The sequence below is a fragment of the Nocardioides dilutus genome (assembly GCF_054779555.1).
This window is the reverse complement of the sequence record NZ_BAAGYA010000003.1, coordinates 266,172-286,908: the sequence shown is the minus strand read 5'-3', so window position 1 is coordinate 286,908 and position 20,737 is coordinate 266,172. Positions and strand designations below refer to the sequence as shown.

Below are 20,737 nucleotides of genomic sequence, written 5' to 3'. Positions count from 1 at the left end.
TACTTTACGAGGCTCCGCCGAGAGCAGCGTGGCGGTTCACGTCTTTGTAGAGCAGGTAGCGGAAGAGGCCCGGGCCGCCGGCGTAGCAGGCCTGCGGGCAGAAGGCGCGCAGCCACATGAAGTCGCCCGCCTCGACCTCCACCCAGTCCTTGTTGAGCAGGTAGACGGCCTTGCCCTCGAGGACGTAGAGGCCGTGCTCCATCACGTGTGTCTCCGGGAACGGGATGGTCCCGCCGGGCTGGAAGGTGACGATGTTGACGTGCATGTCGTGGCGCAGGTCGGCGACGTCGACGAACCTCGTGGTCGACCAGGCGCCGTCCGTCCCCGGCATCTCGACCGGCTCGACATCTCGCTCATTGGTGACGAACGCCGTCGGCGCCTCCACCCCGTCGGCCTTCTGGTACCGCTTGCGCAGCCAGTGGAACGTGGTCGTCGCGTCGGTGGTGTTGCGCAGCGACCACGCCACGCCGGGAGGGAGGAACGCGTAGCCGCCAGGCTCAAGGATGTGCTCGGTCCCGTCGAGAGTCAGGGTGAGTCCGCCGTCCACGACGAACAGCACACCCTCGGCGCCGGGGTCGTTCTCGGGTCGGTCGGAGCCCCCGCCGGGCGACACCTCCACGACGTACTGGCTGAAGGTCTCGGCGAAGCCGGACAGCGGCCGGGCCAGCACCCACATGCGCATGCCCTCCCACCCGGGGAGGTAGGACGCGGTGATGTCGCTGAGCGTGCGAGCCGGGATCACGGCGTAGGCCTCGGTGAAGACCGCCCGGTCGGTAGTCAGCGCGGTCTGGGGCGGCAGCCCGCCCCTCGGCACGTAGTAGGTCATCGCTCGCCCCTCCTGAGCAGTCGTCCCCGAGGAGCATCCTCGGTCACCGGTGTGCCGCGGAGCCAGGTCTGTCGGACCACGCCGGCGAGCCGGCGGCCGGCGTAGGCCGAGACCGGGTTGCGGTGGTGCAGCCGGGCGACATCGACGGTGACCTCCTCGTCGGGCGCGAACCGGACCAGATCGGCGTCCGCGCCGACCTCGATCCGGCCCTTGTGCGTCAGCCCGACCCGGTCCGCGGGGGCCTGCGCCATCCAGCGGACGACGTCGACCAGCGAGTGACCCCGCTCGCGGGCACCGGTCCACACGGCCGGCAGCCCGACCTGGACCGACGCGATCCCGCCCCACGCGGCACCGAAGTCGCCGCCACCCCGCTGCTTGAGGTCGGCGGTGCACGGCGAGTGGTCGGAGACCACGAAGTCGATGTCGCCGGCGGCGAGCGCGGCCCAGAGCCGCTCGCGGTTGGTCGCCTCGCGGATCGGCGGGCAGCACTTGAGCTCCGTGGCGCCGTCGGGGATGTCCTCGGCGGCGAAGGTGAGGTAGTGGGGGCAGGTCTCCACGCTCACGTCGACGCCGGCCGCGCGCGCCGCGTGCAGGGCCGGCGCCGCGTCGGCGCAGCTCAGGTGCACGACGTGGGCCCGCCCTCCGGTCGTCCTGGCCTGCTCGATGACCAGGCCGATGGCCGACTGCTCCGCACTGCCGGGGCGGGAGGCCAGGAAACCGGCGTAGCTGGCGCCGGCCAGCGCCGACTCGTCGATCAGGTCGCCGTCCTCGGCGTGCACGATCATCAGCGCGCCGAGCCGGGCGGTCTCCGCCATCGCCGCGGCGAACGCGGCCGGCTCGAGGTGGGGGAACTCCGCCACGCCCGAGTCGAGCAGGAAGCACTTGAAGCCGAACACCCCCGCCTCGTGCAGCGGCTCGAGGTCAGCCACGTTGCCGGGGACCGCGCCACCCCAGAAGCCGACGTCGACCCGCACCTGTCCCTCCGCGGCCCGGCGCTTCTCCTCCAGCGCCGCCACCGTGGTGGTCGCCGGGACCGAGTTGAGCGGCATGTCGACGATCGTCGTGACGCCGCCCGCGGCCGCGGCCCGGGTCGCGCTGGCGAAGCCCTCCCACTCGGTGCGGCCCGGCTCGTTGACGTGCACGTGGGTGTCGACCAGGCCCGGTAGCAGCACCTCGTCGTCGGCCAGGTCGATGATGTGATGACCGGCGGGCGGGTCGTCGTACGCCGTGACCGCAGTGATGCGCTCACCTGTCACCGCGACGCAGGCGCCGACCTCGGCCCCGCCGATCACCGCGCGGCGAGCGCGGACGACGACGTCGACCGGCACAGTCAGCTGCCCCGGTAGGTCGAGTAGCCGAACGGGCTCAGCAGCAGCGGTACGTGGTGGTGCCGCTCGTCGGCAAACGTGAAGACCACGATCACCTCGGGGAAGAACCCCGGCGCGTAGGCCGCGGTGTCGAAGCGCAGGACGTAGTCGCCGGGGCCGAGCTCACCCCCGATCGCGCCGAGGCGGCCGTCGGCGTCGGTGAGGCCTTGGTCGAGGTGCTCGCCGGCCCGGGTCTCGAGGCGGATCGGAACCCCCGCCGCCGGGGTGCCGGTCGCGGTGTCGAGGACGTGGGTGGAGAGCGTGCTCACCGGAGGGCTCCTTCGAGGCGCAGGAGGGCGATCTGGCGCAGGTTGTCGACGGTCTCGGCCCGCTCGGTCGCGTCGTCGTTGTGTAGACGCCGGTCCAGCTCGCCCAGGATCTCCTCGGCGCCGCGGCCGGCGGCCCGGATGAGAAAGACCCGGCCGAACCGCTCCTCGTAGGCCGCGTTGCCGGCGGCCAGGCGGGCACCAGTGTCTCCGGCCCTCGGGTCGACCCCGGACTGTTCCTGCTGGGACTGCGCACTCATCCCGGGGGCACCGCCCCGCTCGCCGATCCGTGGATGCCCGGACAGCGCCTGGTCGAGCTCCTCGTCGGTGAGCCGCGCCGCGGCCGCGGAGGCGGCGGCGAGGAGGGCGTCCCGGCCTGCGTAGGGCTGGCCGGCGAGCACGTCGTCGGCCCAGCGCGGGACGGACAGACAGCCCAGGAGCACCTCGCGGGTCGTCTCGACCTCACGGACGACGGTCGCCTCGATCAGGCCGTAGGGGCGGTCGGCCGCGATGAACACCTCGCCGTCGTTGGTGAGCCCCTCGACCCGGAAGCCGGAGAAGTCGACGAGGAAGTGGTGCTTGTTGGGTGCTGCGAAGGAGATGTCGGCGATCCCGGGCTGTGCCTCGAGGACTGCGGTGCCCATCGCGTAGAGCGTCTCCTGCAGGGCCCGGGAGTAGGTGCCGGCGAACGTGTCCAGGACCTGGGCCAGCACCGCGTCGTACGACGCGTTCCAGTCGACGTCGGTGGACGTGTGGTTCCAGGTCGCCACCAGCGACGTGGCCAGGATCCGGTCGTCGGCCTCGGGCAGGGTCGTGAACTCGTCCTTGAGGAACCCCTTGAACTCCGAGTCGGTGGAGTTGAGCACGACGAGCTCCTTGACGCCCGACTGCACGTGCGCGCCGCCGCGGCCGACGGTGACCACGCAGGTGCGCACCGCCCCGCCGCGCCGGACGAACGAGTGGTCGTGGTCGCCGATCCGGTCCCAGGCGTACTCCTCGATCCGGACCTCGGCCTCGGTGGCCGCCGGGGTGGCCTCGACGAGCCGGCGGCCGAGGGCCAGGCCGTAGTCCTCGATCGAGTCGATGCCGTGGAGCTTGGCGTAGGCGAACGCGGTGTTCTTCTGGGTGTCGGTCGGCAGCACCTGCGACTGGTCGCCCTTGACGTGGGCGTCGGCGAAACCACCGCGCAGCGAGGTCGACACGTTGAGGTCACGGATCTCGTGGCGGGGCGTGTCGCGGACGATCCGCACGACCCGGCTCTCCGCCTTGCCGTACTGGTTGGCTCCCAACACCGTGGCCATCCGCCGACCCTAGAGGAACCCTAGAGAAACCCGCGGAGGTCGAGCCCGCGCACTTCGGCGGTGTCGACCGCCCCGCAGTCCAGACCCCGAAGCACGTAGCCGGCGAGGGCGCGGGCGGTGGCCGGCTCGTCCGCGACCCCGCCGTGGCTCGCGTGCCCGGCATAGGCCTCGAGCCGGTCCAGCGCGTCGACCAGACCCTCGCGGTAGAACGCGTACGTCGCGGCGTACCGGGTCGGCAGCTGCGCCGGGTGCAGGTCCCAGCCCTGGTAGTAGCCGCGCTCCAGGCTGCGCCGGACCAGGCGGTGGTGCTCGGCCCAGCCGGCGACGACCGTGTCGTGGTCGCCGACCGGGAGCCTGTTGGTCGAGCCGTCCGACAGCCGGACACCGGTCCCGGCGGCCGCCGCCTGCATGACGAGCTTGGCGTGGTCGGCGACCGGGTGCTCAAGCGACTGGTGAGCCGCGACGATGCCCACGAACGCCGAGTAGTCGTAGGTGCCGTAGTGCAGCCCGGTCAACCGGTCCCCGCCCGCGTGCACCATCCGGGCGACCAGGGCGGTGCCGTCGGGGCCGAGGATCGACTGCGGGGTCTCGACCTGGATCTCGAAACCCAGGTCGAGGGCCTCGGCCACGTGGACCATCGCCTCGACCTGGTCGACGCTGGTCACCTTCGGCAGTGTCACGACCCAGCCGTCCAACGTCCCCCGGGCTTCGCGCAGCGTCGCGACGTAGGACGTGAGGGTCCTGATGCTGCGGCTCCGGGTCGCGGCCTCGAAGCACTTGACCCGGATGCCACCGAACGGCGCCGCGGTGTCGTCCTGCTGGCTCTGAGCCAGTGCGCGAGCGGTCCGCTCCACGTCGGCCGTCTCGTCCTCGTCGGACGTGCCGACGTAGCCGTCCTCGAAGTCGATGCGCAGGTCCTCGACCGGCTCGCTGGTGAGCTTGGCGCGCACCCGTTCGACGATGTCGTCGTCCTGCACCAGGTCCGCGAACGCGTCGGCGTGGTCGTCCATGGCCTTGAGGGCCGCGGCGCCGTAGGCCGGCACCAGCCCGGCGTCGTACCGGTCGGCCGGGACGTAGACCGTGTGCACCGGCTGCCGGCCCGGCCGTTCGCCGGGATACAGCGCGACGAGCCTGGCGTCGGCCTCGGCCAGCCGCTCGTCGAGCTCCCTTGTCAGCCGCTCGGCGAGCTCTGCGGGATCGGGCATGCCCACATCCAACAGGAGACCGTGCGCTGACGAGCGGCGGCGGTTCATCAAGGGATGTCGCCGCACCGTCACTTCCCCTGCCGAGCTCACCTAGGGAAGAGCTGCCCGAGCAACATCCCTTGATGAACCTGCCGACGGCCCGACGACTGTCGGTGCCGTCGGACAAGATGGAGAGGTGAGCACGACGTCCGACGCGCTGAGTCGCTTCAGCGAGCCCACGCGCACGTGGTTCGCGGCGGCGTTCGCGGAGCCAACGCCGGCGCAGGTCGGCGCCTGGGACGCGATCGCCCACGGCAAGCACGCGTTGGTGGTGGCGCCCACCGGGTCCGGCAAGACTCTGAGCGCGTTCCTGTGGAGCATCGACCGGCTGCTGAGCGAGGACCGGCCGGCAGACAAGACCAGGCGCACCAGGGTCCTCTACGTCAGCCCGCTCAAGGCGCTGGCGGTCGACGTCGAGCGCAACCTGCGCTCACCCCTGGTCGGGATCAAGCACACCGCCGAGCGGCTCGGCCAGCAGGTCCCGGACGTCACGGTCGGCGTGCGGTCCGGCGACACCACCGCAGCCGACCGCCGCAAACTGGTGAGCGCCCCGCCCGACGTGCTGATCACGACCCCCGAGTCCCTGTTCCTCATGCTCACCAGCCAGGCCCGCGAGTCGTTGCGTGGGGTCGAGACGGTGATCGTCGACGAGGTCCACGCGGTGGCCGGCACCAAGCGGGGGGCGCATCTCGCGATCAGTCTCGAGCGCCTCGACGCCCTGCTCGACCGGCCCGCCCAGCGGATCGGGCTGAGCGCCACCGTCCGCCCACTGGAGGAGGTGGCCCGGTTCCTCGGCGGCCACGCCCCGGTCGAGATCGTGGCGCCGCCGAGCAGCAAGGAGTGGGACCTCAAGGTCGTCGTGCCCGTCGAGGACATGACGACCCCCAACCAGTACGACGACGAGTCGGAGGACGACGAGCGCAGCCAGTCGATCTGGCCGCACGTCGAGGAGTCGGTGGTCGACCTCATCGAGGCCCACCGGTCCACGATCGTCTTCGCCAACTCCCGGCGGCTGAGCGAACGGCTCACCGCCAGGCTCAACGAGATCGCCACCGCCCGAGCGGGCGCGCAGCTCGACCAGCACCCCCGGTCGCCCGCGGAGGTCATGGCCCAGTCCGGAGCCAGCCTCGGCGCCGAGACGGTCATCGCCAAGGCCCACCACGGCTCGGTCAGCAAGGAGCAGCGCGCGCTCATCGAGGACGACCTCAAGCGCGGTCGGCTGCCAGCCGTGGTCGCGACCAGCAGCCTCGAGCTCGGCATCGACATGGGTGCGGTCGACCTGGTCGTGCAGATCGAGTCGCCGCCGAGCGTGGCCAGCGCCCTGCAGAGAGTGGGCCGGGCCGGACACCAGGTCGGCGAGGTGAGCCGCGGGGTGCTCTACCCCAAGCATCGCGGCGACCTCGCCCAGACCGCGGTGGCGGTGCAGCGGATGCGCACCGGCGCCATCGAGAGCCTGCGCATCCCCAGCAACCCGCTCGACGTCCTGGCCCAACAGGTCGTCGCCACGGTCGCCCTCGAGGCATGGCAGGTCGACGACCTCTACGACCTGGTCCGGCGCACCGCCCCGTTCGCCCAGCTCCCGCGCGCGGCGTACGACGCCACGCTCGACCTGCTCGCCGGCCGCTACCCCTCCGACGAGTTCGCCGAGCTCCGGCCCCGGGTCGTCTGGGACCGGGTGACCGGCACCCTCACCGCCCGTCCCGGCGCGCAGCGGCTCGCCGTGACCAGCGGCGGCACCATCCCCGACCGCGGGCTGTTCGGCGTCTTCCTGGTCGGCGAGGGCACCGGGCGCCGGGTCGGCGAGCTCGACGAGGAGATGGTCTACGAGTCTCGCGTCGGCGACATCTTCGCGCTCGGCGCCACGAGTTGGCGGATCGAGGACATCACCCACGACCGGGTCCTGGTGACGCCGGCCCCGGGCATCCCCGGCCGGCTGCCGTTCTGGAAGGGCGACACCCTCGGCCGCCCGGCCGAGCTGGGTCAGGCCATCGGCGCGTTCACCCGCGAGCTCGGTGCGCTGCCGCCGAAGAAGGCCACCGCGCAGGCGCAGCAGCACGGGCTCGACGAGTGGGCCGCCGACAACCTGGTCTCCTACCTCCACGAGCAGCTCGAGGCCACCAACGTGCTGCCCAGCGACTCGACCCTGGTCGTCGAACGGTTCCGCGACGAGCTGGGTGACTGGCGGCTCGTGGTGCACTCCCCCTACGGCACCCCGGTCCACGCGCCCTGGGCGCTGGCCATCAACGCCCGGCTGCGCGAGCGCTACGGCATCGACGGGCAGGCGATGGCCTCTGACGACGGCATCGTGATCCGGATCCCCGACACCGACGCCGAGCCACCCGGCGGCGAGCTGGTCGTGTTCGCGGCCGACGAGATCGACGACCTCGTCACCTCGGAGGTCGGCGGCTCCGCGTTGTTCGCCTCGCGGTTCCGCGAGTGCGCCGCCCGGGCGCTGCTGCTCCCCCGCCGCGACCCCGGCCGTCGTTCGCCGCTCTGGCAGCAGCGCCAGCGCTCGGCCGCGCTGCTCGAGGTGGCGTCCAAGTACCCGTCGTTCCCGATCGTCCTCGAGGCCGTCCGCGAGTGCCTGCAGGACGTCTACGACCTCCCAGCACTCGTGGCCCTGATGAAGGCCGTCGACCGGCGTGAGGTCCAGGTCGTCGACGTGGCCACCCACGCTCCCTCGCCCTACGCCCGCAGCCTCCTGTTCGGCTACGTCGCCCAGTTCATGTACGAGGGTGACTCGCCCATCGCCGAACGCCGGGCCGCCGCCCTGTCGCTCGACCAGGGCCTGCTCGCCGAGCTGCTCGGCCGCGCCGAGCTCCGCGAGCTGCTCGATCCCGAGGTCCTGGCCGAGGTCGAGGCCGAGCTCCAGCGGCTGGCCCCGGACCGGCGGGCCCGCGGCGCCGAGGGCGTGGCCGACCTGCTGCGGCTGCTCGGACCGCTCACCACCGACGAGGTGCAGGCCCGGTGTGCGGACGGCGTCGACGCCGACGAGGCGCTGGCCACCCTCGACCGCCGGGTAGTCCAGGTCCGGATCGCCGGCGTCGACTGCTGGGCCGCGATCGAGGACGTCTCCCGGCTCCGCGACGGGCTCGGGGTCGCGGTGCCGCCCGGCACACCCGAGGCCTTCACCGACCCGGTCGATGACCCCCTCGCCGACCTGGTCTCCCGCTACGCCCGCACCCACGGGCCGTTCACCACGGACCAGGCCGCGGCCCGGCTGGGCCTGGGCGCCGCCGTTGTCAGACACACCCTGCAACGTCTGGCGGCGCAGGGCCGGGTCCTCGACGGCGAGTTCCGGCCCTCGGGCTCCGGGTCGGAGTGGTGCGACGCCGAGGTCCTGCGGTCACTCCGCCGCCGGTCGCTGGCCCGGCTGCGCAAGGAGGTCGAGCCGGTGCCACCCGCGGCGCTCGGCCGGTTCCTCCCCGCCTGGCAGCACATCGGGGGGCGCCTGCGGGGCGTGGAGGGGGTGCTCTCAGCGGTCGACCAGCTGGCCGGTGCTCCGGTGCCCGCGTCCGCCCTGGAGTCGCTGGTGCTGCCGGCCCGGGTGCGTGACTACGAGCCGTCCTACCTCGACGAGCTCACCGCCGCCGGCGAGGTGCTCTGGGCCGGCCACGCTTCGCTGCCCGGTGCCGACGGCTGGGTCTCTCTGCACCTCGCCGACCAGGCGCCGCTGACGCTGCCCGAGCACGCGCCTTTCCAGCACTCCGAACTGCACCAGCAAGTGCTGGAAGCGCTGGCACCGGGCGGCGCCTGGTTCTTCCGCCAGCTGGCCGACGCAGTCGGTTCGACCGACGACAAGGCGCTCTCTGCCGCACTCTGGGAGCTGGTGTGGGCCGGCCGGATCAGCAACGACACCCTCACCCCGCTCCGCGCGCTCACCCGAGGCGGTCGCGCGACCCACCGCACCAGGGCGGCCCCGGCCCGACCCCGGATGGCGTCGACGACCGGCGGCCGGATGCGAGTCACAGCCCGCACCGGCCCGCCCGAGACGGCCGGCCGCTGGGCGCTGCTGCCCACCCTCGACACCGACCCGACCCGGCGCGCGCACGCCACGGCGGAGCGCCTGCTCGACCGGCACGGCGTGGTGATCCGCGGCGCCGTGGTCAGCGAGCGCACCCCCGGCGGCTTCGCCGCGGCCTACAAGGTGCTCTCCGCGTTCGAGGAGACCGGCCGCTGCCGGCGCGGCTACTTCGTCGACGGTCTCGGCGCGGCGCAGTTCGGCACGGCGGGCGCCGTCGACCGGCTGCGCACCTTCGCCGAGACCGACCCGCACGACAAGGTCACGGCCCTGTGTCTCGCGGCGACCGACCCGGCCAACCCCTACGGCGCGGCACTGCCGTGGCCGGAGAGCGGCGGCGGCCACCGGCCGGGCCGCAAGGCAGGGTCGCTGGTCGTGCTGGTCGACGGCGACCTGACCATCTACGTCGAACGCGGCGGCAAGACCCTGCTCACCTGGTCCGAAGACGCCGAACGGCTCGCGCCGGCCGCCGAGGCGCTGGCCGAGGCGGCCCGCCGGGGCTCACTGGGCCGGATGACCGTGGAGAGCGCCGACGGGACCCACCTCCTCGGGTCGGGCTCGACCCCCGTCCGCGAGGCGCTTCAGGGCGCCGGCTTCCTGGTCACGCCCCGAGGACTCCGCCTCCGTGCCTGAAGGCGACACCGTCTACCGCACCGCCCGGCTCCTCGACCGCGCCCTGACCGGGCACGTCCTCATGGCCACCGACTTCCGGGTGCCGCAGCACGCCACCGCCGACCTCGCCGGCGGCACCGTCGTCGGCACGGTCTCCCGCGGCAAGCACCTGCTCACCCGGGTCGAGCGCGACTCCCCCGACGGCACCGAGGCCTGGACACTGCACACCCACCTGAAGATGGAGGGCATCTGGCGGGTGCTCGACCGCGACCAGCGCTGGCCCCGGCCGGCCCACCAGGCGCGGGTCGTCCTCACCACAGACGACGCCGTCGCAGTGGGCTTCTCCCTCGGCGTCGTCGAGCTCGTCGACCGCGCCGACGAAGAGTCAGTCGTCGGTCACCTGGGTCCCGATCTCCTCGGCCCGGACTGGGATGCCGACGAGGCCGTGCGCCGCCTGCTCACCGACCCGGACCGCCCGCTGCGCGAGGCACTGCTCGACCAGCGCAACCTGGCCGGCATCGGCAACATGTACGCCGCCGAGCTGTGTTTCGTCGCCGGCGTCCACCCCGAGACACCCGTCGGGCAGGTCGCCGACCTGCGCCGGCTCGTCCTCCGGGCGCACCAGATGCTCGACCTCAACAAGGAGCGCGCGTTCCAGTCCACGACCGGCAACCTGCGCGAACGCGAGCGGCTGTGGGTCTACCGCCGTGACAAGTCACTGTGCCGACGCTGCCGCACCCCCATCGCGGTGGAGATGCAGGGACCGGCCGGACGGGACCGGGCGTCCTACTGGTGCCCGTCCTGCCAGCCCGCTATCCCTTGAGCTTGGTCAGGAGCCCGAGCCCGTCGATCCGCACCGGCTTGTCGTCCAGGGTCCGGATCGACACCCTTCCCGAGCGCTTCCCCTTGAACGAGGCCACCTTGATCAGGACCTTCTTGGCCAGCGACGGACTGCTCAGGTCGATCACCCTGAGCGGCTTCCCGTTGAAGAGCACCACCACGCGACCGAAGCCCGGACCGGTGTGTGCCACCAGGGCCACCTTCTTGACCGCCTTGACGTTTCGCGTGAGCAGCTGGCCCTTCGACTTGGTGAACAGGAAGCCGCCCCGGTAGGACGCTTTGTCCTTGATCCGCTTCCAGCCCTGGGTCTGCCGCACGAGCTGGCCGTCGTTGAAGGGTGCGGCGAACACCCGCGTCGCGGGTGTGGGGTCGAGGACGCCCGACGGCGACCTGGCCGCCACCGAGAAGAGGTGGGTGCCGGGCTTGACCCTGAGCCTGGTGCGGGCGTCGCAGGCGACCGACTTGCCGTCCAGGGAGCACACGAACGTCGAGCCCGGCACCGTGGATGATGCCCGGAAGGTCGCCCTGCGCGTGAGCACGAAGCTCTTGTGCCTGGGCCCCTTGGTGATCGTGGTCCGCGGCGCGGGTCCACTCGGGGGGATGACCACGTCGTCGGCCGCGTTGTCCCGGGAGTAGCGACCCAGCACCACCATGCCGATGGTGTAGGTCGGCTTCTCTGCGCTGGTCGTCACCACGGCGTTGCAGGACGCGGTCCCCTGCAGTGGACCGCCCGTCACCGGCGCCACACAGAGCCGGGCCCCGGTGGCCCGGTCGACGAAACGGACGATCGCCGTGGTGATGTCACCGCGGGACCCGTCGTCGTTGTCGGTGACCGTGGCGGCCAGGCGCAGCCGCGGGGCCGCCGGATCGCTGCTCGGGTTGCGGTCCCCGGTGTAGACGACAGACGCGTCCTCCTGGGCGACGACGACGTCGAACACCGAGGTCGCCGTCTGTCCGCCGGGCGCCGACAGCGAGACGTCGACCGGGTAGGTCCCCGGCGCGGACGTCACCGGCCCGTCGAGCCGGAACGACGCGGTGCCGGGGCGGACACCGTCGGCCGACGCGCCGGTGGAGACCAGCGAGACCCCGGGCAGGCCGGTGAGCGATGCGGCGATCTGGTCACCATCGTTGTCCACTGAGCTTGCGGTCACCGTCACCGGGGACGTCGCGTTGAACGTGTCGCTGTATTGGATCGTGGGGTTGCTCGGGGTCGTCGAGGTCAAGGGCCCGACGATGGTGAAGTCGGCGTCGTTGACGTCGAAGAAGTAGTTGCCCACCGCCTCGACCTTGATCCGCGCCCGGGTGGTGCTGGCCTGCGGGATGGTCACGTCCTCGCTGCCGTCGTTGGGGGTCGAGGCGACCAGCACGGTGGGGAAGGTCTTGCCGCCGTCGGTGGACAGCGAGATCGTCACGTTGGGAGCCAGGGACACCCCGTCGGTGCCCGCCACGTCCCAGGTGACGTTCTCGGAGTCCCCTGAGTTGACGGGGCTGCCCGCGGTGTCGCGGGAGGTCACCAGGAAGGGGCCCGCCGCCGGGTCGAGCGTCAGCGTGACGTCGTCGAAGGCGTAGCCGCCTCCGACGGCCTGCTGGTCGCGCGCGCTCAGCCGGAAGTTGAGCTCACCCCCGGTGAGGATGTTGTTGGCGTAGGCCGCGGTGGGGAGGAACTCCGAGTAGCAGTCGACCGTGGGCACCGGCACCTCGGCCGGTGCCGCCGGTGGGGCCGGGCAGGTGCCGGTCTCGGCGTTGGTGTTGTCGGCCACGACCTGAGCCAGGTCGGGGAAGGTGCGCGAGGGATCGGACGTCGCCAGGTTGAGGTCGGGGGACGGTGACTGGAGCGACTCCTCCAGGCTCACGTCGGCGCGGGTCCCGAACATCCGGAACAGCGGGCCGTCGACCTTGTTGTTGTCGACCAGCCCGGTGCCGGCGCCGGACCCGGAGTCGGTCTGCTCCCACAGGTAGATCAGCGAGTCGCCGTCGTCGTCGGCGCCCGACCCGGTCAACGTGAACGGCGTCCGGATCGGGATGGTCATGTCGGCGGGCGCGGTCACGGTCGGGTTGGTGTTGGCCACCGTGGTGCTGGTGAAGCCCTGATTGGTCTCCGGCCCTCCGTTGACCGTGACCCCGGTGAATGTGGTGAACGTGCCGGCGGCGGGGGTGATGACCAGCGTAGGGATGTCCAGTCCGGCCGCGGCGAGGGTGAAGTCGACGGTGAAACCGTTGTCGGACGGGAAGGACCCCGGCGCAGGGAAGCCGCCACTGTCGTAGTCGCTCACCTCGAGGGCCGTGACGTTCTCGCCTGTGGCCGCCGAGATGGCATTGGCGACCGTCAGTGGCGTGTAGGTCAGGGCTCCGCGGGTCACGGTGTTGGCGCCGTTGGGGCAGCCCGCGCAGGAGATCGTGAACGCGTCCGTGCCGTCGAAGCCCGCGAGGTTGACGACCTGCTGCTCGTCGTAGTCGAACGGGGTAGCCGTCACCGTGTCGGTGATCTCTTGAACGCTGATGAACGAGAAGTAGGGGTCGCTGTGCGGCTGCAGGTTGTCCTGCTGGCAGATGCCGGCGTAGGCCATCACCGAGGATCCCGAGCCCGGCTCCACCAGTGTCGTGTCGGTGTTGCGGTTGGGTGCCGCGCAGTTGGCCTGGGTGCCGTTGAACGTGTGGTTGGCGCCCATCTGGTGACCGATCTCGTGGGCCACGTAGTCGATGGCGAAGAAGTCGCCCTCGGGGAAGGGCAGGCCGGTGCAGCCACGGGCCTTGCCGCTGCCCCCGACGACGCCGAGCCCGGCCACGCCACCGCCGTTGATCCCGAGGCCTATGTGGCCGATGTCGTAGTTGTCGGCGCCGATGATCTGGCCGATCACGAAGACGTTGCGGTTGAGCAGGTCGCCCGTGCACCCGTCCGCGAGCTGGGTCTCGGTGTAGCAGGCGTTCGCTCCGCAGGGACCGCCGGGTGTGGTCGCCAGGGCCGCGGTATTGAGGTTGAGCAGGTCGTTGTCGGCGACCAGGAGGAACTGGATGGCCATGTCGTCCATGTAGACCTGGTTGACCCGGTTGACCAGGGTGGCCTTCTCGGCCGTGACGTTGGCGGCTCCGAAGTAGGACGCGTAGGTGGGGTCGGTGACCAGCGCGAGTCGGTAGTCCTTCTGGGTCACCGGCGCGTCCGCGGCTCCGATCTGCTCGGTTGCCGCGGCGACCGCTTCCTCCGTGTCCTTGGGGTCGCGCTCGACGAACAGGTCCTCCGACCTGGGTACGGCGGCGCCGTAGTAGCTGAGGTGGCGGGTCTCCCCCCGCCGGCTGAAGGCGGGGTCGACATACCACGCGCCCACACCACCCGGGCGGCGCACCGAGGCGTGGAAGCCCATCGGCGTGACGTCCATCCGGACGCTGAGGCTGGTGTCGTCGATGGCGTTGCCGGCGTAGGTGCGGATCTCGGGGTGCCTCGCCTCGAAACCGGGCTCGCCCACGGCGGTCTCGACCACCGCGAACCGCTGCAGCTCGCCGCTCGGGTCCGGGATCTCGACCTCGAACGCGGCATCACCACCGACGCCGGCGGCCTCCGCGGTCGGCGCCTGCGCGAGCTCGGTGCGGAGCCCGGCGACATCGAGCCGGAACGCGGAGTAGGACGTCGGCTCCACCCTGACCTTGGGGCCCGTCAGCGAAAGACCCCCCAGCGGGGTGAAGAGGTCGTCGACGGCCGGGGCCGCGGCGGGGGACGCGGAGCCGGCCGCGGTCGGGACTGCGCCGAGCATCGAGGCGGTCAGCCCCAGGGCGAGGCTGGTGAGGAGGAGTCGGGCCGGCCGAAGGGTCATGCCCCTCAAACTAGTGCCGGTCGGTCGGGTTATGCCGCGGACGCGACCACATCAGGTCCACGTAGGCCGGTGCTTGCGACCTCCAGGCTCGCGACATCGAGCGAGGCGACCTCCAGCGCCATCGCGGCCTCCTCGAGGGCGACCGCATCGGACACCTCGCGCAGCACGTCGGAGAGCGGCATGTCCAGCGCCCCGCACAGCGAGGCCAGGAGCTCGGAGGAGGCTTCCTTCTGCCCGCGCTCGATCTCGGAGATGTAGCCGAGGCTGACCCGGGCCTCGGCGGAGACTTCGCGCAGCGTCATGCCACGGCGCATCCGCTGGGCACGCAGCACGTCGCCGAGAAGTCGGCGGAACAGCACCATGCGGGTCTCCTTCCGGGTCGGTGGGTCAAACGCTACCCGAGCGCCGGTTTCTTCCCGCGCAGCATGTCAGCGAGCGCCGACAGGGCCTCTGCGCAGGTCCGGTCGCGGACGTCGAACCGGGACCCGGCCAGCTCCAGGGCGACGATGGACTCCTCGTCCGGGCCGACCACGGCCACGAACACGGTGCCGGCGGGTTTGCCCTCCTGCCGCTCGGGACCCGCGACACCGGTGGTGCTCACCCCGAACGAGGCACCGGTCAGTGCCCGCACCCCCTGCGCCATCGCTCTCGCACACTCTGCGGAGACGACCCCGTGGGCCTCGACCAGACTCTCGGGGACGCCCAGGACCGCGACCTTGAGAGCGGTCGCGTAGGCGACCACCCCGCCGACGTAGGTCGCCGACGACCCGGGGGTCTCGGTCAGGAGCATCCCGAGGCGCCCTCCGGTCAGCGACTCCGCCGTGGCCACGGTCTGCTCCCGTTCGAGGAGCAGACCGTGGACCACCGCGGCTTCGCGGAGGGCGTCCCGCTTCGGGTCCTTCGTGGTCCTCCCGGCCGTCATGCGATGACGGTAAGGGATCCCTTCTTCGTCGCGGTCTCGACGAAGTCGCTGCCCAGGAACTTGACCCTGACCTTGCGCTTGCCGGGGTTGTTGAACACGTCCAGCTTGCGCTTGGCCTTGCCGTTCACGAGCGTGACCGTCTCGGCGCCCTGGCCCTTGACGAAGATCCGGACCGTTCCGTCGACCGGGACGACCCCGTCGGCGGTGACGACCACCTTGATCCTGGCCTTGGTCAGGCCCGCCTTGATCGTGTCGGGCTTGACGGTGAAGCTCACCACCGGTGTCGCCTTGACGACGGTCTGGCTGAAGCTCGCCGTCTTCCCCGCCACGTTCGCGTCACCGGAGTAGACCGCGGTCAGCGCCGCCGTACCCGGCGGCAGCGAGCGGGCGGGCAGCGTGATCGAGGCGGTGCCCGCGACCACCGGTCCGCTGCCGAGGACCGTGGCGCCGTTCTTGACCTCCACGGTGCCGGTCGGCGTCTGACCGGTCGCGGTCACGTTGACCGTCACCACCGACGACTTGCCGTAGGTCATCGTCGGCGCGGACACCGACAGCACCGGCTCGACCGGGTCCCCGCCTTCCACGTTCACGACCACGGGGAACTCCGACCCTGTCGTCGCGCCCGACAGGGTGAGGGTCGTGGCCCCCTCGGGCGTGCCGGCCGGGAGGACGACGTCGACGGTGGCCGCGCCGATGGTGTCGAACGGCGGGTTCGCCGTCGGCGCGGTGTTGTCGAGCGGGAACGATCCCAAGGTGGTACCGCCGAGAGCCACGACGACCTCGGTGTCGCGCGGGTCGCTCGGACTGGCGAAGGACCAACCGCTCACGTCGAAGGTGACTGTCTCACCGGGCGCGTACGACGCCGGAGCGCCGGCCGGGAACGCGACCCCGATGCCGTTCTGCTTCGACGGCACGGGCAGCGGGTCGTCGCCCTCACCGGTGTTGGCGAACTCGTCCATGTAGTCGACCATCGCCTGCAGGTCGGTCTGACCCGTGTCCTGCTTGCCGGACCCGGCGGTGAACACGCCGAAGTTGTCGCCACCCGAAGCCAGGAAAGAGTTCACGGTCACCGAGTAGAGAGTCGCTGGCTCGATCGCCGTGCCGTCCAGCCACATCCCCGTGATCCGCGCGCCGACCGCGGCGGTCGGGTCCGAGGTGTAGGTGAAGCCTTCGGAGATCCCCAGCTTCAGGAACGGACGCGACGAGCCGACCGGCTGCCATTGCTGCTCCAGCGCCGTCTTGATCTGAGCACCGGTCAGGTCCATGTTGACCAGGGTGTTGGCGAACGGCTGGACGACAGCGGCCTGCTTGTAGGTCAGCGTCCGCGGGTAGTCCGGGTCGCCGGCGCCCGGCGGCACACCAAGCATGTCGTCACGCAGACCACCGGGGTTCATGAACGCGATCTCCGCAGCCCCCGCGGTCGGGGTCGAGGTGGCCCAACGCTGGACCTCTGCGACAAGGTTGCCGAGGTTGGACTCCCCACCGCGGTTCTCGGTGGTGCCATTGGCGAACTTGGCCCGCTTCAGCGGACCGTCGATCTCGCCGAGCGGCGCCGCCCCGAGCACCTCGGACTCCGCGACCGCCGCGTCCACGATCGCCTGCGTCGGCGCGTCGACCGGGTAGTTGAACGGACCACCGTTGGCGGCCTTCAGCTTCAGCACCGACTGCGTCTTCGCTACGACCTGACCGGTGGTGCTGCTGACGGTGAAGACGATCCGGTTCAGCGCCGCGCCGTACTGCCCGGCGGAGACCACAGGCCGCTCGGTCACGGCCCGACCCTGGCTCACCCAGGTGGGCACCGGGAAGGAGCAGTTGTACTCCAGGTGCGTGTGCCCTGACACGATCGCGTCCACGTCGTCGCTGACACCCTGGACGATCGAGCCGAAGTCCGTCTCGGGACCCAGTGCCGCGATGTCGGCGCAGTTGGTGTTGGGCGCACCCTCGTGCACGAGCATCACCACGATGTCCGCGCCGTCCGCCTTGAGATCGTCAGCCGCGTCGTTGACCTCGTCGACGACGTCGGTCACGTAGATCTCCTCGATCCCAGCCGGGCTGACGAGCTCCGGCAGGTGCTCGGTCACCGCCCCGACGAACCCGACCTCGATGGTGCCGAACTGCTGGGTCCAGGTCGGCGCCAGCGCGTGGCTGTCGTCCACGTCCTTGCGGACGTTGGCCGCGATGTACTCCCACTCCGCGCCACCATCGGGGTTGGTCGTCGGGTCGTAGGCGGCCATGACCCGGTTGACCAGGTCGTCATAGCCCTGGTCGAACTCGTGGTTGCCCGCGGCCGAGACTTCGAGACCCGCCTCGTTGAGCGCGTCGATCGTCGGCTTGTCGTTGGCGATGAAGGACTCGAACGTCGAGGCGCCGATCAGGTCACCGGCCGCCGCGAACACCGTGTTGGGCTTGTCCGCGCGTAGCTGCTTGACCGCACCCGCCATCACACCCGCCCCGGCAGCCGCCGAGAACGGGTCGTTGGCGATCCGGCCATGGAAGTCGTTGGTGCCCAGGATCTGGATCTCGGTCGTGGCACCCGGCTCGGGTGTGTCGATGCCGACGATCTCGGGGTTGTGGTCGGAGGACCGGAACGGGCCGGTGTCGTAGAGGTTGGTGATGTTGGTGTTGAACCGGCTGTACTCGTAGTAGACCGACTCGTTGGCGTTGATCTCCCACACGTCAACGTCCTCGACGTCGGCGAGTGCGGCAGCGTTGACGAGCACGTGGTCGAGGGAGCCCATCTGCCCGTCGAAGTTGTAGCTCTTCTCGCTCGGGTCGAAGGTCGACCCCAGGTTGGTGTAACCGGCAGCCTCGAGGACCTGGATCGGGTCCTCCTTTGAGTACGCGTTGAAGTCGCCGGCCAGGAACACCCGGCTGATCCCGCGCTGCGCCTTGAACGAGTCGGCGAAGACCGCCAAGGCCTGGGCCTGAAGGATCCGCGAGTCGTTGGAGTTGCCCTGCCCATCGGGGTCCGGCGTGCCGGAGCCCTTGGACTTGAAGTGGTTGACGATCACCGCGAACGCGTCGACGTCGGAGGTGCCCACCCGCTTGAACGCCTGGGCCAGCGGCTCGCGGGCGTCCTCGAAGGCCTCGCCCGGGGACGACTGGTCGGCCAGCACGACCGAACCACCCACGAGGGCCACAGTGGCGGGCTTGTAGATGAAGCCGTTGCGGATGACGTCCTGCTCGGCAAGCGGCGGCAGGCCTGCGGCTGCGGGCGAGGGCACCGCGGCCCAGGTGCCGGGACCGGCGTCCGCGTTGAGCGCGGCGACCAGCGCGTCGATCGCGAAGTCCCGCGGCTTCCCGAACTTCTCGGAGTTCTCGAGCTCCTCCAGGGACACGATGTCGGCGTCGGCGGTGTTGATGGCCGCGACGATCTTGTCCCGCTGGCGCTCGAGGTTGATCTCGTTGGCGGCACCTCGGGGTCCGTTGCCGTCGCTGGCTGCCGGGCTCCCGCACCGGTTGTTGGTGATCTGGTTGCCTTCGCGATCGGTGAAGTAGGTGCACTGGCCGAGGCCGGAGGTGACGTACTCGTTGCCGGTGGTCGGGAAGAAGTTCAAGACGTTGAACGTCGCCAGCTTGAGGTCGCCGCCCACGTTCTGGGGAGCGAGGTCGTCGGCGCGGGTCTGCTCGAACTGGGGTTGGCTCGGGCCGGGGGCGCCGACCACCTGTGAGCTCGGCAGCAACCGCCAGGTGTTGAACCCGAACGTGAAGATCACCGGTTCCGGGAAGGTCACCGCAGCCCCGACCCGCACCTGGTGGGAGGAGGTGAGCCAGGGGAACGGCAGACCGGTGTTGGCGGCCTGCCGGTAGTTGAGGCTCGACCCGTCGTCGAGGACGATCCGGTGCGCGTTGTTGTAAGCGATGCGCTTGTTCTTCGCCGCCGTGGCCTGGGCATCGATGATCTCGGTCGGGGTCACCAGCGGCTTGTCGCTGTTGGCGGCCAGCCCGATCTCGCCGAACATGGAGCTGGAGTTGGAGCTGCCGCCGTCGAAGGCGATGTAGGGCCCGAAGTCGTAGACGTCGGTGGCGGTGTAGTCACCGGCGGGCTGCATGGCCTCGCCCTCGACCTTCTCGCGGGCCGCATTGAGCGCCGGGAAGGCGTCACAGGCGGTACCAGGCAGGGCGCAGTCCGCGCCCGGGATCTGGGTCTTGAGGACCACGTCGCCGGGCAGGTCGGCAATCGTTGACACGCCGCCGTCGGCCGCGGTGATCTGCGTCTGGCCCGAGAACTCGCCGGCGGTGCCGATGACTCGCACGGAGTCGCCGACCGCAGGGTAGGACGTGAAGCCGCCCGAGCCGCCGTAGACGAAGATGCCGTCCGAGGCGTCCGGGGTCGTGTCCGGGCCCGGGGTCTGGATGTAGAAGCCGTTGAGGCCGCCCGTCGGGTAGGCCGCGGTCACCTCGCCCTCCACCTTCACGAGCTGGCCTTCGACCGGCGTGGTGGCACCGGTGCCCTGGACCTCCGCAATCGTGGACAGGCTGGGCGACGCCGCGATGTCGAAGGAGAACGTCTCGGTGTCGGAGAGGGCAGGAGTGCCGGAGTCGGTGGCCTCGACGACCGGGTCGTAGTTGCCCGCGGTGGTGGGGGTGCCCGAGACGGTGCCGTCCGCGGCCAGGGTCACACCTGGGGGCATGCCCACCTTCGTCCAGGTGTAGGGCGGGGTGCCGCCGGTGGCCGACAGCTCGAACGGCGTGATCTCGATGCCCACGATGCCGGTCTTGTCGCCGGGCGACGCGACCGTGACTGGCGCGGGCGCGGCGTTCAGAGTGATCGCGACGTTGTCGATCCCGATCCACTCGTCGGAGCCCGCTGCATCGGCAGTGATCACACGGACGAACACGTCCGCCTGGCCGTCGGTGGCGGCCGGAAGTGCGACGTCCCGGTGGGTCACGAGGGTGGCCAGGAGCGGACCGGTCGAGGCATCGGCGATGTAGCCAGCGGGCAGGTTCGTGTAGTCGCCGACGGTGCCGACCCGGTACTGCACCGCAACCTGCTGGACCGAGTTGTCCGCCGAGCCGTCGATGTCCTTCGCGTCGAAGGAGAACTGCGCGTCGGCCTGACCGCTCAGATCGAGGTGGAACACCACGTGGGGAGCGTCTGCAGTGCCACTGCCCTGCAGCGCGACGGTCTGCTCGACTGCGGCCTCGAGGATCCCGCCCGACGTGCTGGTTGACAGGCCGTTCGCGATGACGTCGGTCGGCGTGGCGCTTCCGTCCGCCGTCACGGTCTGCGGGTCGGTACCGGATGTGGTGAGCGCGTCCCCGCGGTAGCCCTGGACGCCGCTCACACCAGACCAGTCGTCGTCCGTCGTGATCAGACCCGCGTCCGACCAGTCCTGTGTGTAGGGGAACGTCGCGATCTTGGTCGAGACGTCCGCCTGGGCCGGCGAGGCCAGGAAGGCCTGCGAGCCGGTGAAGGCGATGGCGAGAGCTACGAGGACAGAGAGACGGCCGCGGGTGCGCGTCCGGAATGCCTGCATCAAGGGTCTCCGACTATGTGGAAGTAGGCCCCGTCGAGCCTGGGAAGGGCTC

General features: G+C 71.1%; 11 protein-coding genes. 2 read left to right on the top strand and 9 right to left on the bottom strand.

The features are described from left to right. Positions 1-4: 4 nt before the first annotated feature. The 5 genes from ACYVC6_RS17060 to ACYVC6_RS17040 are packed head-to-tail and all read right to left on the bottom strand — an operon-like array spanning position 5 to position 4,965. A complete protein-coding gene (locus tag ACYVC6_RS17060; protein ID WP_460715634.1) occupies positions 5-826 on the bottom strand; it encodes a bifunctional allantoicase/(S)-ureidoglycine aminohydrolase in 822 nt (273 codons plus the stop codon). Next, positions 823-2,154, bottom strand: a complete 1,332-nt coding sequence (gene allB / locus ACYVC6_RS17055; protein ID WP_460715633.1) for an allantoinase AllB — start codon at positions 2,152-2,154, stop codon at positions 823-825. Before allB ends, ACYVC6_RS17060 begins: the two co-directional genes overlap by 4 nt. Before the next feature lie 2 nt (positions 2,155-2,156). Then, positions 2,157-2,462, bottom strand: a complete 306-nt coding sequence (gene uraH, locus ACYVC6_RS17050; RefSeq protein ID WP_460715632.1) for a hydroxyisourate hydrolase — start codon at positions 2,460-2,462, stop codon at positions 2,157-2,159. Next, complete coding sequence (gene pucL / locus ACYVC6_RS17045; RefSeq protein ID WP_460715631.1) at positions 2,459-3,760, bottom strand: factor-independent urate hydroxylase; 1,302 nt, start codon at positions 3,758-3,760, stop codon at positions 2,459-2,461. Before pucL ends, uraH begins: the two co-directional genes overlap by 4 nt. Before the next feature lie 20 nt (positions 3,761-3,780). Beyond that, positions 3,781-4,965, bottom strand: coding sequence for a DUF6986 family protein (locus ACYVC6_RS17040; protein ID WP_460715630.1), 1,185 nt, complete (start codon positions 4,963-4,965; stop codon positions 3,781-3,783). A gap of 175 nt (positions 4,966-5,140) precedes the next feature. Here ACYVC6_RS17040 and ACYVC6_RS17035 point away from each other — a divergent pair, with 175 nt between their 5' ends. Both ACYVC6_RS17035 and ACYVC6_RS17030 read left to right on the top strand, forming a co-directional pair. Continuing rightward, on the top strand, positions 5,141-9,658 hold the full coding sequence (locus ACYVC6_RS17035) for an ATP-dependent helicase (protein ID WP_460715629.1): 4,518 nt from the start codon (positions 5,141-5,143) through the stop codon (positions 9,656-9,658). Further along, the gene (locus ACYVC6_RS17030) at positions 9,651-10,460 is read left to right on the top strand and encodes a DNA-formamidopyrimidine glycosylase family protein (protein ID WP_460715628.1); all 810 of its coding nucleotides are present in this window, start codon (positions 9,651-9,653) and stop codon (positions 10,458-10,460) included. The genes ACYVC6_RS17035 and ACYVC6_RS17030 overlap by 8 nt, the downstream gene beginning before the upstream one ends. On the opposite strand, the gene ACYVC6_RS17025 is transcribed toward ACYVC6_RS17030, so the two are convergent. From ACYVC6_RS17025 to ACYVC6_RS17010, 4 genes are read right to left on the bottom strand one after another with little or no spacing between them, the layout of a single operon-like run. Beyond that, positions 10,450-14,283, bottom strand: a complete 3,834-nt coding sequence (locus ACYVC6_RS17025) for a M12 family metallo-peptidase (protein WP_460715626.1) — start codon at positions 14,281-14,283, stop codon at positions 10,450-10,452. The two genes, ACYVC6_RS17030 and ACYVC6_RS17025, sit on opposite strands and share 11 nt — an antisense overlap. 29 nt (positions 14,284-14,312) lie before the next feature. Next, positions 14,313-14,645, bottom strand: a complete 333-nt coding sequence (locus ACYVC6_RS17020; protein ID WP_460715625.1) for a helix-turn-helix domain-containing protein — start codon at positions 14,643-14,645, stop codon at positions 14,313-14,315. Between the two features lie 32 nt (positions 14,646-14,677). Further along, positions 14,678-15,205 carry a CinA family protein gene (locus tag ACYVC6_RS17015; RefSeq protein WP_460715624.1) on the bottom strand — a complete coding sequence of 176 codons (528 nt, stop codon included), beginning with the start codon at positions 15,203-15,205 and terminating at the stop codon, positions 14,678-14,680. After that, entirely contained in the window at positions 15,202-20,685 is a 5,484-nt protein-coding gene (locus tag ACYVC6_RS17010) for an ExeM/NucH family extracellular endonuclease (RefSeq protein ID WP_460715623.1), read from the bottom strand. The genes ACYVC6_RS17015 and ACYVC6_RS17010 overlap by 4 nt, the downstream gene beginning before the upstream one ends. Positions 20,686-20,737 lie beyond the last annotated feature (52 nt).